Source organism: Bacillus sp. AFS029533, from assembly GCF_002585125.1.
GTDB lineage: Bacteria > Bacillota > Bacilli > Bacillales > Bacillaceae_G > Gottfriedia > Gottfriedia luciferensis_B.
The window spans coordinates 46812-61222 of the sequence record NZ_NUQC01000014.1; the positions used below are offsets into that span (position 1 = coordinate 46812).

Genomic DNA, 14411 nt, shown 5'->3' on the forward strand with positions numbered 1-14411 from the left:
TAATCAAAAAGCTAACTGTTCTCAACTCATTTTGTTAACTAGTTTAAATAAGTTCATTGCTATCTTAAAAGTGTTTGGTTTCACCTTTTGACTATTAGAAAACACAATTACATATGTTTTCGAAACTGGATCGAATACATTCATACAATTAATTCCTGGAACTACCCCATGATTGTATAAATACTTTCCTTTATTATAAATTCCGTATGCATAATGATTTTGATACGGCTTAATAAATTGAGTAAAACTTTTACTCAATATAAGTTTATTTGAAATAAGTGCCTCGTCCATTTTTTGTAGTCCTGAAACCGTTGCATAAATATCTCCACAACCTAATAAATGGTTAAAATTTGGTATTCGTAATTGCTTCGGAGCATTTTTAGATTGAATTAATAAATAACCTAGTGCATGATTTCCTTTTTTATAAAAATCATTACCCTGTCCAATTTCAGTCATATTCGCTTTATTGAAAATATGTGTTTTTATATATTCTCCATAAGGAATTCCAGTTACTTTTTCAATAACGTAAGCAAGTAAAACATAATTTGTGTCATTGTAATCCCATTTGTTCACCGGTTTATAGTGAGCATTTGATTTAACTATTTCCTTTATTAAATTAGTCGATGAAATTGGATTAAATAACTCTTTTTGTCTCCTAATCCCTGAAGTATGAGAAATTAAATGAAATAATGTTAATTTTGATCCATTCGGAAATTCTGGTATATATTTTGAAATCGGATCGTTAAACGATATTTTGCCTTTTTCTTTTAATTCCATTAACAACGTTGAAACAAAAAATTTAGAAATTGAGCCAACTGGATAATACGTATTTGGTGTGTTCTGTAACTGATTTTGGATATCTCGATAACCGTATCCTTTATTAATGATATTTTCTTCATTCTTCCTAACAAGAACAACTCCATTAAAATGAATTTGCTGTAAGTAGCGATCAATCTCTCTAGAATTCTCATTTTGAACATTAGTAACTTTAACGGTATTCACAGTAGGGTAATTCGGAACTGTCCCTTTCGCAGCGTTTTTATTCCAGATAAAACTACAAAATGGAGACATTATTAAAACAGTTAAGAAACTAGGAATCAAGAACAAATAAATCTTTTTCATCATTTACAATCTCCCATAGAGCAGGGCCAATAGGATTTTCCCATTTCCCCATTATTTTTACTTCCCTCTATTTTTTTGTTCATTATTACTACCTTTTCCTAATTATATGAACAATCTTGTCCATTAATCTTTAAAATTTAATTAGAAAAAATTTACTTAACCTTTAATAATTTATTATCTGTTTGTAATTTTAAAAGGTGTTTGGTTAATTTTTCATCTTTTTTTCGGTGTTATAATACGTCTAGCTAAAAATTAAGAAAGGTGAAAACAAATGGGTAAAATCCATATTTTCCGTTCAAAGACTTTAAGATTTTTATTCTATACTGCGTTTTATTTATCAATTTTACTTGCACTACTTTACCTATATGGATTTAAAGATTCATTTACTGGGAGCTTTATATATAACGATTTTTAGGACGTGAGCTGATGAAATCAATTATTGAACAAATAGATTATTGGGCAATTAACACCCCAAACACGATCGCATTTCAAAATAGTGATTACTCTTTAACATATAAAACTTTAAAGCAACAATCAGATGCGATTGCTAGCTGGATGATTAAAAATAATTTTACGAATAAGCCTATTATTGTGTATGGGCACATGCAGAAGGAAATGATTTCCATTTTCTTAGGAAGTGTAAAAGCAGGTTGTGCATATATTCCCGTTGATGAGTCTATTCCTTTTGAAAGGCTCAAAAAAATGATTACTAATTCTGGAGCAACTTTATTAATTACACCAAAAGATATTACTTTAGAGTTTGAATCCATTAAAATCATAAATTTTGGAGAACTACAGGAGATAATTGATTCTACTGATCTAGTCAATTCTTTAACTGATTTTAATGTTAAAGACGATGATACATTTTATATTATCTATACTTCCGGCAGTACTGGAGATCCAAAAGGTGTGCAAATTAGTGAAAAAAACTTACGTAGTTTTACCGATTGGATATTGAAGGATTTTAATATACACAATGGACAACGATTTTTAAATCAAGCACCTTTCTCTTTTGATTTATCAGTAATGGATTTATATCCATCTTTATTGTCGGGTGGCACACTCATTGCTGTTGAAAAATCTTTGGTTGAGCGACCAAAAGTATTATTCGATTATTTAATGGAAAGTGATATTGAGGTTTGGACTTCTACACCATCATTTATAGAGATGTGTATGATGAATCCAAATTTCAGCGAATCCTTACTACCAAGCTTAAAGACTTTCCTTTTCTGTGGTGAAGTACTATCGAATAATAGTGCTAAACAGCTTTTATCTAGATTTCCTAAAGCAGAGATCTATAATACTTACGGTCCAACAGAAGCAACAGTTGCTGTAACATTCGTTCAGATTACCGAAGAAATCATAAACCAATATTCCCCATTACCGATTGGAACTCCGAAAGACGATACAATCATTTACATTATGGATGAATTGGGAAACCCACTTCCAGATGGTGAAACAGGGGAAATTATTATAGCTGGTCCAAGCGTTAGTAAAGGTTATCTTAATAATCAGTTAAAAACTGATGCAGCCTACTATCAAATAAATGACATGCGCGCCTATAAAACGGGTGATTCTGGTTACTTTGATCAAGGACTATTGTTCTATAAAGGTAGGATCGATTTCCAAGTAAAACTACACGGTTATCGGATTGAAATTGAGGACATTGAAAATAACATTAGAAGATTACCATTAGTTCATTCTGCAGTTATATTACCGGAGATGAAGGATGGTAAGTGTATAGATTTACATTGCTTAGTAGTCGTTAAAGAACACGATTTCGAAAAGGAATATCACTTAACACGTTTTTTAAAACAAGAACTAAATAAATATATGCCGACTTATATGATTCCAAGAAAATTTAGTTTTTTACAAAGTTTACCAATGACAACGAACGGTAAAGTTGATCGAAAAAAATTATTGGAGCATGCTGATCAATGATCCCATACGGTAGTTTTACGTTCTTCGGTATTTTAATTGTTTTATTAATCCCAGCAGTAGTATTAGGGTTTTTAGGAAAAAGATTAACTACCTACACAACATTTCTTTCTTTTGTGTTTTTATTATTAATCTTTTCCTCTTCTAAAATACAAACCTACTACCTAGTTGCTTTTATAATTTGGGTAGTTATTTTAATAAAAGGTTACAGTGTTTATCGGAAGAATGCGAACCATTCAACTGTTTATTACTTAAGTGTTTTTCTATCAATTTTACCTTTAATAATTGTAAAGGTTTCACCGATATTTGAAAGTACTACCCTTGTAGGCTTTTTAGGAATTTCGTATTTAACATTTAAAGCAACACAAGTCATTATTGAAATTCGCGACCACAGTATAAAAGAAATAAGCATTGTTGATTTCCTTAAGTTTTTATTATTTTTTCCAACGATCTCTTCTGGACCAATTGATCGTTTTAGGAGATTTCAACAGGATAGTCAAAAAAAGCTAACGGCTAGTGAATACCAGGAGTATTTTCAAATTGGTGTTCATAAAATTTTTATTGGTTTTCTCTATAAATATATAATTGGTTATTTAATTAACGTTCATATACTTGAAACACAGCTTGTTGTAGGGCATACTTTCGTCTCAAATCTAACGTATATGTATGCATATAGTCTGTACTTATTCTTTGATTTTGCAGGTTATAGCGCATTTGCAATCGGCGTTAGTTATTTAGTAGGTATTAAAACACCTGAAAACTTTAATATGCCATTCATTAGTCGAAATATAAAGGACTTTTGGAATCGCTGGCATATGAGCTTATCATTTTGGTTTCGTGACTATGTATATATGAGAATGGTATTCTTACTGACTAAGAAAAAAGTGATAAAAAATAGAAGAAATATATCTTATATCAGTTACACTACTTTATTTTTACTAATGGGTGCTTGGCACGGGATCCAAATAAATTACCTATTATATGGTTTATACCAAGCTTTATTGATGTGTAGTTTTGATTGGTTTGAACAATTCAATAAGAAAAAAAAGATTTGGAAAAATAATAAACTAACACATGTATTAGCGGTTATTATTACATTCCATTTTATTTGTTTCGGATTTTTAATATTTTCAGGACATCTAGTTAACTAAAGGAGAATGAGTATAATGGAAAATTTAAGAGCAGAGGTTTTAAAACTTTTAGCAGATTTATGTAATACAGATGAAGTGATTGAAAATCCAGATATTCTGATTTTTGAAGAAGGATTATTAGATTCATTTGGTACAGTTAGCTTATTAGTTGAAATCGAAGAACAAATCGGTATCAACGTAACGATTTCTGACTTCGATCGTGAGGAGTGGGCAACACCAAATAAAATCATTTCGATTTTAGAGGCTAGAAAATGAAAAAAGTTCAATTTTTGGGGATGATAACAGCTATTTCCATTTTTTTACTAGCTTTATATCTTCCAAATTCTTTTTATGAACTATTTATTACAAAAGAACGATTAAATAATACTGCAGCGTCTTTAAATCCTGAAACATTTCAAGGGACATTACTTCAAAGTAAAATGTTAAAAGACCCAAAATTCTTACCTATTTTTGGGTCTTCAGAACTTGCTAGAAGAGACCCCTTCCATCCTTCTAGATTTTTTATGGGAGAAAAAGATGAATTTACTCCCTATCTAATTGGTCGAGGGGGATCACAAAGTCTCGTTCATTTTCTAGACTTAGCATCTTTAGGTGATGGAATAAAAAATAGAAAAATTGTATTTGTTTTATCTCCACAGTGGTTTATTCCACATGGCATTGACGATACTCATTTTTCACCTAATTATTCTGCGCTTCAAACTTATTCATTCGTTTTTAATAATACAATTGATATTTCAGTAAAGAGACAAATTGCAAAGAGACTTTTAACGCTATCAATTATCAAAAAAGACTCTTTATTAGTAACCCAATTAAATGCTTTTATATCAAATAACAAAAAAGTTAAGTTCAAGGCAATGGCTGAAAAACCGTTAGCTTACACATATTTAAAAATTCTCGAAAAGAAAGATCTTTTCGAGACCGTTATAATGGATCCAGATAAAAACTTCCGATTAAAAAAATCAAAATATGAAGATTTATCCTGGGATCGAGTAGCTCAAGTTGCCGATAAAATTGGCAAACGAGAATCAACTACTAACCATTTCGGTATAATTAATAAATACTATATAAAACACATTCAAAAACGTCTTCCAGCTTTAAAAAATTATAAACGAAATAGTAACTATGGTGTATCGCCAGAATATGATGACCTTCAAATGGTATTAGCATTACTAAAAAAAGAGCACACAAAAGCGTTGTTTATTTCCGTTCCAGTAAATGGACCATGGTATGATTACGCTGGATTCCCTAAAGAAGGTAGAGAAGTATATTACAAAAAAGTAAAAAAACAAATTGAAGATGCTGGCTTCCAAGTAGCTGATTTTTCTTCACATGAATACGATGAGTTTTTCCTAAAAGATACAATCCACTTAGGCTGGAAGGGCTGGGTATATGTAGATCAATCTTTAAATAAGTTTTATTCAGTAAATCACACTCCCCCTACCGCAAGTTTAAATCATAGATATCAATGAAAAAAGCAGACAAATGTCTGCTTTTTTTACGCTGTTGAAAAACATCTTAAATTACCAAATTTTCGTAAAAGGGTATAGTGAGGTTGATTTCCATTACAGAATGCTCGCTTTCCATGGGGCGAGATTCTTTAGCCTCCTCGNNTCAGGCTTCCCGCATATCCCATTTTCCCTAATGACCATTTTATATTTCAACACTCTGAAAAAGCAGACAAATGTCTGCTTTTTTATCTCTAAGAATACTTCCTATTAATCAGTAAGAATTAAGTAGTTGATGAACACTCGAAAAATTAATATATTCTTTAAACTGCCAAATACTAAATTAAAACATAAACTTGAAACTTCATTTATAATAAAAACGTTAACATTAATTATTAAACTGTTGAAAGAAGGTTTCTAATTTGGCACATATTTTGGTAGCGGGAAAAATCCCAGAAAAGGCTGAGGAATTATTAAAAGATCATCATGTTATTGTTTATGAAAATGAGCAATTAATTACAGAAGATGAATTGTGTGAACTTGTTGGTGGGGTAGATGCAATTTTAAGCTTACTATCCACTCCAATCACAAAAAGAGTAATTGATGCTGCTACAAATGTAAAAATTATTGCTAATTACGGAGCAGGATTTAATAATATCGATGTAGATTATGCAACTAGTAAGGGGATTCACGTTACAAACACTCCACTTGTTTCAACAGACGCAACTGCTGAGCTAACTTTAGGAATTCTCTTAGCTATTTCCAGAAGAATAGTCGAAGGAGACGAACTTTGCCGTACAAAAGGTTTTGAAGGATGGGCTCCATTATTCTTTAGAGGAACAGAAGTAACAGGAAAAACTTTAGGTATTTTTGGTTTTGGAAATATCGGACAAGCAGTAGCTAAGCGAGCTAGGGCGTTTAATATGAAGATTATTTATCATCAACCAAGAAGATTAAGCAAAGAGCTTGAACAAGACTTAAATGCCACTTACGTATCACTGGAGGAATTATTACAGACTTCTGACTATATTACCCTTCATTGTCCTTACAAACCTGAGCTACACCATTTATTTGGAAAAGAAGAGTTTTACAAAATGAAAGACACTGCGTTTTTTATCAATGCAGCTAGAGGTCCTTTAGCCAACGAACAGGAATTAGTAGACGCATTAAAGGACGGTGTTATTGCTGGTGCAGCTCTAGATGTATTTGAATTCGAACCTAAAATAACAGAAGAACTAAAATCACTTACAAATGTTGTATTAACACCTCATATTGGAAATGCAACATTTGAAACTCGTGAAGCTATGTCTGAAATAGCAGCTAAAAATATTATTGAGGTTATGGCTGAACGCCCACCAATCTCATCTGTAAATCAAGTTTTTGTAAAAAGTTGATAAAACGCGCAAGGAAATGTCAGTTTAATAAACAAACATAAAAAAAAGGGTGTCTCAAAACTTATGAGACACCCTCTCTTATGTGATTATTGACTTACAGGTACTACAGCACCTTTATATTTTTTAATGATGAAATCTTGAATTTCTTTAGAGTGTAATACTTTTACAAGCTCTTTAATTTCTTTTTTATCTTTATCACCTTTACGAACAGCAATAATGTTTACATATGGAGATTCTTTACCTTCTAATGCAATAGCATCTTTCATTGGGTTTAACCCAGCATCAATCGCGTAGTTTGTGTTAATTAAAACTGCATCGCCTTCATTGTTTTGGTAAACTTTTGGAAGCATTCCAGCGTCTACATCAGCTTGGAATTTTAAGTGTTTTGGATTCTCAGCAATGTCTTTAATTTGAGCTGTAGTTGGATCAATTCCAGCTTTAAGTTTAATTAAACCTTCGTGTTGTAATAAGCTTAACATACGACCATGGTCAGCTACTGAACTACTCATGATAATTTTAGCTCCATCTGGTAGATCATCTAAGCTCTTATATTTTTTAGAGTAAACTCCGATTGGCTCAATGTGGATCCCACCAGCGTTTTCAAATTTATAACCATTTTCTTTCATTTGAGACTCTAAATATGGAATGTGTTGGAAATAGTTTGCATCTAATTCTTTTGAAGCTAATGCTTTATTTGGTAGAACATAATCTTGGAATTTAACAATCTTTAAGTTAATCCCCTCTTTTTTAAGAAGCGGTTTAGCTTGTTCTAAAATAACTGCGTGCGGTACATTTGATGCACCAACAACTAATTCTTTATTTTTATCTTCTCCACCTTTATTACATGCTGCTAAAGATAATGCTAAAACACCTGCTCCTAATAAACTTGCGATTTTTTTGAATTTCACTGTTAGTTCCTCCCTTATATGTTAAGCTCTTTTATCTATTTTTGTTGTTACTAAATCTCCAATAAATTGAAGAATGAATACGATTAATAAAATAATTACTGTCGCAACAAGCGTTACTTGGTTATTAGAACGTTGGTATCCTTCCATAAATGCTAAGTTACCAAGTCCGCCACCACCTACTACACCAGCCATAGCTGTATAACCAACAATTGCGATTGTAGTAACAGTTAAACCTGAAATTATTGCTGGTAATGCTTCTGGAATTAATACTTTCAAGATGATTGTAAAGGTACTAGCTCCCATTGCTCTTGCAGCTTCGATTACACCTTTATCAATTTCTCGTAAGCCGATTTCGACCATCCTTGCATAGAATGGTGCAGCACCAATTATGAGTGCAGGTAATGCTGCTTTTGCTCCAAGCATAGAGCCAAGAATAAAGATCGTAAATGGAATTAATAAAATAATTAAAATGATAAAGGGTATTGAACGAAAAATATTTACAAACGCTGCTAGGATAGTATTAAAAAATTTATTTTCAAGTAACTGATCTTTACTAGTTAAAAATAAGAATAAACCTATTATTAGTCCAAAAATGAACGTTGCAAGCGCAGCTATTACTGTCATGAATAATGTTTCTTGAGAAGCTAAAAGCATTGCATCCCAATCAACATTCGGAAAAAGTTGTGTCATCTTATGCTACCTCCACTTCAACTTGTTTTGATTCTAAATAAGTGATTGCCTCTTTGATGTTATTTATGTCTCCAACAAGTTGAATCTTCATTGTCCCATAAGAGCCTTCAGCAGTTTGAACAATTTTTCCTTGCAAAATGTTAATCTCAATATCAAAGTGCTTAACTACTTCAGAAATATGTGGTTGATCTGCTTGACCATTTTTAAAGGTTAGCTTGTAAGTATTATCCTTCCCATCACCTTGAGAAATTACTTCACCTTCATCATTACCTTTGATTTGCGTCACAAATTTCTTTGTAATTGCTTGTTTAGGACGAGTAAATACATCAACAACATGGCCTTCTTCCACTACATTTCCGTTTTCCATTACAGCTACTCGTTGGCAAATCTTTTGAATAACATGCATTTCATGAGTAATCAGGATAATTGTAATACCAAGCTGTTTATTAATATTTGTCAATAAAGATAATATTGAATCTGTTGTTTCTGGATCTAATGCAGATGTCGCTTCATCACATAAAAGAACATCAGGGTTATTAGCAAGTGCTCTTGCAATTCCAACACGTTGCTTTTGACCTCCACTAAGTTCAGAAGGATAAGCATTTTCTCTTCCTTCAAGACCTACAAGTTTGATTAATTCTTTCGCACGATTAATGCTTTCCTTTTTTGAAACTTTAGCAATTTCAAGTGGGAAAAGTATATTTTCTAATACAGTTCTCGACCACAATAAATTAAAATGCTGAAAAATCATTCCTATTTTTTGTCTTGCTTTTCTTAATTGACTAGATGAGCATTTAGAGATCGATTGACCATTAATAATTACTTCACCTGATGTAGGGGACTCAAGTCCATTTAGCATACGTAATAACGTACTTTTCCCTGCGCCGCTATATCCGATCATGCCAAAAATTTCACCTGCTTCAATATTTAAAGAAACATTTTGTACTGCGGTAACTGTGCCTTTTTTACCTTTGTAAGTTTTGCTTACATTATTTATTTGAATCATACACTTGATCTCCTTTCAAAACATTCTAACAACTTATCTTTCAATTTTTTGTAAGTAAGTACTTTTTTAGTCGGATAAAACAAAAAAACCTTTCAACTCACATGAGCAGAAAGGTTTAACATACAAAAAGTATTCCTTTCTCTCATCTCTCAAAGCATATGCTTTGCAGGAATTAGCACCATTTCAATGACGATCATTGACGGTTGCTGGGTTTCACAGGGCACAGTCCCTCCACCTCTCTCGATAAGAGCTAACTTACGATCTATTAAGTTGTTTAACGTAATTTCTTTAACGTAAGTCCAATTCTACAAAGTTAGACAGTAGTTGTCAACAATTTTCTAAAAGTTTTTTTTCGTTTTCAACGCTCGTATATTGAAAAATCGTTTCCATTAGTAGTAATAATCGATAATTCCCTTCAAAAGAAGCATCATTCAGTTTTAATAAAAGTCCTAACCTTTGCGAACCTGAATATAGATATTCCCATCCATCTTTTGAAAAATTAACTCTAAGTTGCGGAATCGAACGATCAATTACCTCGATAAAAGGAGCCTTTTTACTTAACTTTATAAAAACTTTTTCATTTAGACAGTTAAATTCTACAATCCTTTCTTCGATTGGCAAAATGATTTGTAAATATTCTTTTTTTATAAATAAGTTTCTAGCTAGTCCAATCCACTCCTTGATTTCCATAATAAACACCTCTTCTTGGATTCTTTATCTTATTTTCTCATAGATAAGAGGTGTATTCTTTATATTTCGCTCGACATTTACCTTGATAAAAATCTATATTTTAATTTTATTTCTACAGCATTCAACTCATTTCCCGAGAAATATGTCTAAAATCAGGAAATATTTTAAGACATATAAAAAGAGTGCAACATACTGAATGCACTCATCGTTTAATATATAAATTATATTTTTTTAACAATTCATGTAAATATGGTACCGATTGGAAAGCGTAGATTTTTTGTCTCATTTCCCCATTCTCAAAAATAAGTAAACAAGGTACACTTTCAACCTTCCAACTTTGAGCTTCTTCCACTATTTCATTAATATTCACCTTACTTATTGGTAAGTTTGGCAGAATCTCATTTACAATTTCTAGCATTTTAGAAGCTACTTGGCATGTACCACACATTGCGGTATAGATATAAATAACTGTAGTCTCTTTTGATTGAACTCTTTGCATTATTTCATTCTTTGTCCATTGCTGCATGATCTTAATTCCTCTTTAATTTGTACGTAAATAATCTGTAAATACCGAAATATCCGCTCCTAATAATACACTAGCTAAATGTTGACTCGGAGCTGTTGCCACTTCTCGATAACTTCTATCAATGTACAGATGCTCTGCCTGTGGAAATTCTCTTTTTAACAATCTTCTAAGTTTTTCACCAGCCTCATCTGCATCGACTAATACATAAATTTCTCTTAAATCTAACATTTCAGCAAGCTCATCTAGCTTTGAAGTACCAACTGTACCATTCGTACAGATAATATCTACAGGCTCCTTTATGATTGTCTGTATTTTCCTCTTATCAGTAGTACCTTCGACAATGATAACTTTTCTTTGATCTTCAATATTCACTGGGCATCACCTAATGTATAAGACTCAAAAACTTTTGACTAAAAATCTTTTGTATATAGTATATTCGATTTTGCCTTTCTTGTTTCCTTTTTTTCCCTAAATGAAAATGTCCCTTTAAATTATGTTTTATGTAAATAAGTTAAGCTTTATTACTTTTATTATACACATAAAATAAAAAAGCGCCCAAAAAGGACGCTTAATTAGATAATTAATCTTGATTAATCATTTCTTCGTATTGACCAGCAGTCATTAACTCATCAAGCTCTGAAGCATTTGTTGCTTCAACAACTACCATCCATGCTTTTTCGTATGGAGATTCGTTTACGAATTCAGGATTTTCATCTAGATCAGAGTTTACTTCAATTACTTTACCACTGATTGGAGCATATAGTTCAGATACTGTTTTTACAGATTCAACACTACCGAATGGCTCATTAATAGTAAGTTCATCGCCTACTTCTGGTAGCTCAACAAATACGATATCTCCAAGCTCTGATTGAGCAAAATGAGTAATACCGATATAGTATTTATTACCTTCAACTTTTACCCACTCATGTTCTTCTGAATAACGTAGTTCATTTGGAATTGACATTGTGAAATCCTCCTCTGATTAATTACCTTAAATTATATAGTTATTTTATAACCAAACCTTTTCAAATACTTCCTCATTAAAACCAACTGTCGCTTGATCTCCATTAAAAAGTAGAGGTCTTTTAATTAGTTTACCATCTGTACTTAATAGTTCTAAAAGCTCGTCCTCTGTTTTTGTTGGAATAACATCCTTCAATCCAAGCTCGCGATATTTAACGCCACTTGTATTAAATAATTTATTTATTGAAATTCCACTTGCTTTAAAAATATCAGCAAGTAATTCCTTTGAAGGTGGATTTAATGTAATATCAACTGCTTCTACTGGAATATTATGCTCTTTAAGCCATGAAGCAGCTTTTCGACAAGTTCCACATTTTGGATATGTATAAAAAATGATACTCATTTAGCAACTCCTCCCAAAATCTATTTTATCACAGGGAATAAGTTAGTTTAAATAGTTCCGTTCGAAAATTCTGTAATAATTTGTCGTCCAACCCATTATAGCAATATTAGTAGTACTAAACCAGTAGAACGTTCGTGTTTTTCGGTGTATTTCAACAAAAAATTTACTTTTTTAAAAAATACTAAGTAATTCCTTGATTTCCCCCAATATAGTTAAATATTATTCAACATATACTAGTATGGCACAACTCATGGGAAAAATATCCTATCTATCGAATGAATTAAGAAAAAACTGCCAATCAACAGATCGGCAGTTTTTTTAGATTAAACAGTATAACGCTCATCAGCTAATACATTAGCTGCAATTTCACGCTTCTTCGCAATTACATTAATTGGCGTATGACGTGTAAACTTACGAAGTGCTGAAGTCATCATTCTTAATGTATCACCAGTCTCAACAGCAACAAGTGTTTCCTTCGCATGAGCTTCGATTTCATTAAATGCTTCTTGGCAGAATACTTGAGTATAAAGTAATTTTTGGTTTGATTTTGCTAAGCCTACTTTATTGATCGCTTTTTCAGTACGTAGAACTGTAGATTCCATCGCGTAAATATTGCTTACGATATCTGCAATATTGACTAGAATCTCTTGTTCATTACTTAATGCTTTACCGAATTTTTGAACGGCTAATCCAGCAATCATGATTGCGATTTTTTTCGCATTTCGAACTAAATATTTTTCTTGCTCTAGAGGAGCGTCTCCAACTTCTTCAGGCATTAACATCATTAGTTCTTCTTGAATTTGTTGTGCTTGTTGAAGTAATGGTAGTTCTCCGCTCATTGCTTTTCGTAGGTAAGTGCTTGGTACGATTAAACGGTTAATTTCATTTGTTCCTTCAAAGATTCGGTTAATACGAGAATCACGGTAAATACGCTCAATTTCATATTCAGCCATGAAACCATATCCGCCATGGATTTGTACACCTTCATCAGCTACATAGTCTAATACTTCAGAACAGAAGAATTTATTTAGTGAACATTCAATTGCATACTCTGCTACAGCAGCTGCTACTGCTTTTGGATCTTTTGCTTGCTCTTCAGTTAATTGACTGAAGCGATCCTCAAAAAGTCCTACAGTACGATATGCTGAACTTTCACTTGCATAAATTTTGGTAGCCATACTTGCTAATTTTTCTTGAATTAAACTAAATTTAGCAATTGGTGTTTTGAATTGTTGGCGTTGGTTAGCATACGTTGCTGATAATTCTAATGCACGTTTTGAGCCACCAACTGTACCTACTGCTAATTTATAGCGACCAATATTTAAAATATTAAATGCAATAACATGACCTTTTCCAATATCACCTAAAAGGTTTTCTACAGGAACTTTCACATCTTCTAAAATCAATGTACGAGTTGAAGATGATTTAATTCCCATTTTCTTTTCTTCTGGACCAGTCGAAACACCTTCATAATCTCTCTCAACGATAAATGCTGAGAAGTGCTCTCCATCAATTTTTGCATAGACAACAAATACATCTGCAAAAGCAGAGTTTGTAATCCATTGTTTTTCACCGTTTAAAATGTAGTGAGTTCCTTCAGCATTTAATTTAGCGACAGTTTTTGCTCCTAATGCATCTGATCCTGATCCTGGCTCAGTTAATGCATAAGCTGCAAATTTCTCACCTGATGCTAATCCAGGTAAATAACGTTGCTTTTGATCATGATTTCCAAATAATACGATCGGAAGTGTACCGATCCCTACGTGCGCTCCTTGAGAAAGTGAGAATCCACCACCACGTGCAATTTTTTCTGTAATTAATGCTGAGCTAATTTTATCTAATGCGATTCCACCATACTCTTCTGGAACATCTGCAGCTAATAATCCTAGCTCACCAGCTTGTTTTAATAATCTTACAGTGCGATCAAATTCGTGTTGCTCTAAATATTCTAATTCAGGTAAAACTTCATTAATTACAAAATCTTCAGTTGTTTTTGCAATTAATTTATGCTCATCCGTAAAATCCTCTGGTGTAAAAACTTTATCAAAAGTCACTTCTGTTGTTAAAAAGCTTCCGCCTTTAAGTAAGTTACCGATTGTTTTTTCCATCAATAATTCCTCCTATTTTCTATTTACTAGTTTGAAGACATGATACTAACAATCTATTTCCGTACAT

The 14411-nt window shown here is 32.2% G+C and carries 16 protein-coding genes and 1 riboswitch; of the genes, 6 read left to right on the forward strand and 10 right to left on the reverse strand.

Annotated features, from left to right (window positions below; translation table 11 throughout):
- Positions 1-21: 21 nt before the first annotated feature.
- Entirely contained in the window at positions 22-1125 is a 1104-nt protein-coding gene (locus tag COE53_RS07485) for a serine hydrolase domain-containing protein (RefSeq protein ID WP_098947631.1), read from the reverse strand.
- Between the two features lie 268 nt (positions 1126-1393).
- Between COE53_RS07485 and dltX the strand changes: the two genes are divergently transcribed.
- The 6 genes from dltX (at position 1394) to COE53_RS07515 (ending at position 7050) form a co-directional block, all read left to right on the forward strand.
- The gene (dltX, locus tag COE53_RS07490) at positions 1394-1537 is read left to right on the forward strand and encodes a teichoic acid D-Ala incorporation-associated protein DltX (protein ID WP_069034836.1); all 144 of its coding nucleotides are present in this window, start codon (positions 1394-1396) and stop codon (positions 1535-1537) included.
- A gap of 11 nt (positions 1538-1548) precedes the next feature.
- Positions 1549-3063 (forward strand): D-alanine--poly(phosphoribitol) ligase subunit DltA, encoded by a 1515-nt coding sequence (gene dltA, locus COE53_RS07495; protein ID WP_098947632.1) that lies wholly within the window; start codon positions 1549-1551, stop codon positions 3061-3063.
- Positions 3060-4211 (forward strand): D-alanyl-lipoteichoic acid biosynthesis protein DltB, encoded by a 1152-nt coding sequence (gene dltB, locus COE53_RS07500; protein ID WP_091023510.1) that lies wholly within the window; start codon positions 3060-3062, stop codon positions 4209-4211. The genes dltA and dltB overlap by 4 nt, the downstream gene beginning before the upstream one ends.
- A 15-nt stretch (positions 4212-4226) precedes the next feature.
- Positions 4227-4466, forward strand: a complete 240-nt coding sequence (gene dltC / locus COE53_RS07505) for a D-alanine--poly(phosphoribitol) ligase subunit 2 (RefSeq protein WP_069034839.1) — start codon at positions 4227-4229, stop codon at positions 4464-4466.
- The gene (gene dltD, locus COE53_RS07510) at positions 4463-5680 is read left to right on the forward strand and encodes a D-alanyl-lipoteichoic acid biosynthesis protein DltD (protein ID WP_098947634.1); all 1218 of its coding nucleotides are present in this window, start codon (positions 4463-4465) and stop codon (positions 5678-5680) included. The genes dltC and dltD overlap by 4 nt, the downstream gene beginning before the upstream one ends.
- Positions 5681-6078: 398 nt before the next feature.
- Positions 6079-7050, forward strand: coding sequence for a 2-hydroxyacid dehydrogenase family protein (locus COE53_RS07515; RefSeq protein WP_098947636.1), 972 nt, complete (start codon positions 6079-6081; stop codon positions 7048-7050).
- 86 nt (positions 7051-7136) lie between these two features.
- On the opposite strand, the gene metQ is transcribed toward COE53_RS07515, so the two are convergent.
- The 9 genes from metQ to COE53_RS07560 form a co-directional block, all read right to left on the reverse strand.
- Positions 7137-7958: a methionine ABC transporter substrate-binding lipoprotein MetQ gene (gene metQ, locus COE53_RS07520; protein WP_069034842.1), complete on the reverse strand. Its 822-nt coding sequence runs from the start codon at positions 7956-7958 to the stop codon at positions 7137-7139.
- Positions 7959-7979: 21 nt separating this feature from the next.
- Positions 7980-8648 (reverse strand): methionine ABC transporter permease, encoded by a 669-nt coding sequence (locus tag COE53_RS07525; RefSeq protein WP_091023502.1) that lies wholly within the window; start codon positions 8646-8648, stop codon positions 7980-7982.
- Position 8649: 1 nt separating this feature from the next.
- Positions 8650-9654 (reverse strand): methionine ABC transporter ATP-binding protein, encoded by a 1005-nt coding sequence (locus tag COE53_RS07530; protein WP_069034844.1) that lies wholly within the window; start codon positions 9652-9654, stop codon positions 8650-8652.
- A 139-nt stretch (positions 9655-9793) separates the two neighbouring features.
- A riboswitch (SAM riboswitch) is annotated at positions 9794-9904 on the reverse strand.
- Positions 9905-9981: 77 nt separating this feature from the next.
- Entirely contained in the window at positions 9982-10344 is a 363-nt protein-coding gene (locus tag COE53_RS07535; protein ID WP_091023499.1) for a hypothetical protein, read from the reverse strand.
- A 202-nt stretch (positions 10345-10546) separates the two neighbouring features.
- Positions 10547-10870 carry a thioredoxin family protein gene (locus tag COE53_RS07540; RefSeq protein ID WP_098947639.1) on the reverse strand — a complete coding sequence of 108 codons (324 nt, stop codon included), beginning with the start codon at positions 10868-10870 and terminating at the stop codon, positions 10547-10549.
- A 15-nt stretch (positions 10871-10885) separates the two neighbouring features.
- Positions 10886-11236, reverse strand: coding sequence for a ribonuclease M5 (locus tag COE53_RS07545; protein WP_091023583.1), 351 nt, complete (start codon positions 11234-11236; stop codon positions 10886-10888).
- A gap of 214 nt (positions 11237-11450) precedes the next feature.
- Positions 11451-11834 (reverse strand): glycine cleavage system protein GcvH, encoded by a 384-nt coding sequence (gene gcvH / locus COE53_RS07550; protein ID WP_069034848.1) that lies wholly within the window; start codon positions 11832-11834, stop codon positions 11451-11453.
- 45 nt (positions 11835-11879) lie between these two features.
- Complete coding sequence (locus COE53_RS07555) at positions 11880-12236, reverse strand: arsenate reductase family protein (RefSeq protein ID WP_091023496.1); 357 nt, start codon at positions 12234-12236, stop codon at positions 11880-11882.
- Between the two features lie 323 nt (positions 12237-12559).
- Positions 12560-14344 carry an acyl-CoA dehydrogenase family protein gene (locus COE53_RS07560; protein ID WP_069034850.1) on the reverse strand — a complete coding sequence of 595 codons (1785 nt, stop codon included), beginning with the start codon at positions 14342-14344 and terminating at the stop codon, positions 12560-12562.
- Positions 14345-14411 lie beyond the last annotated feature (67 nt).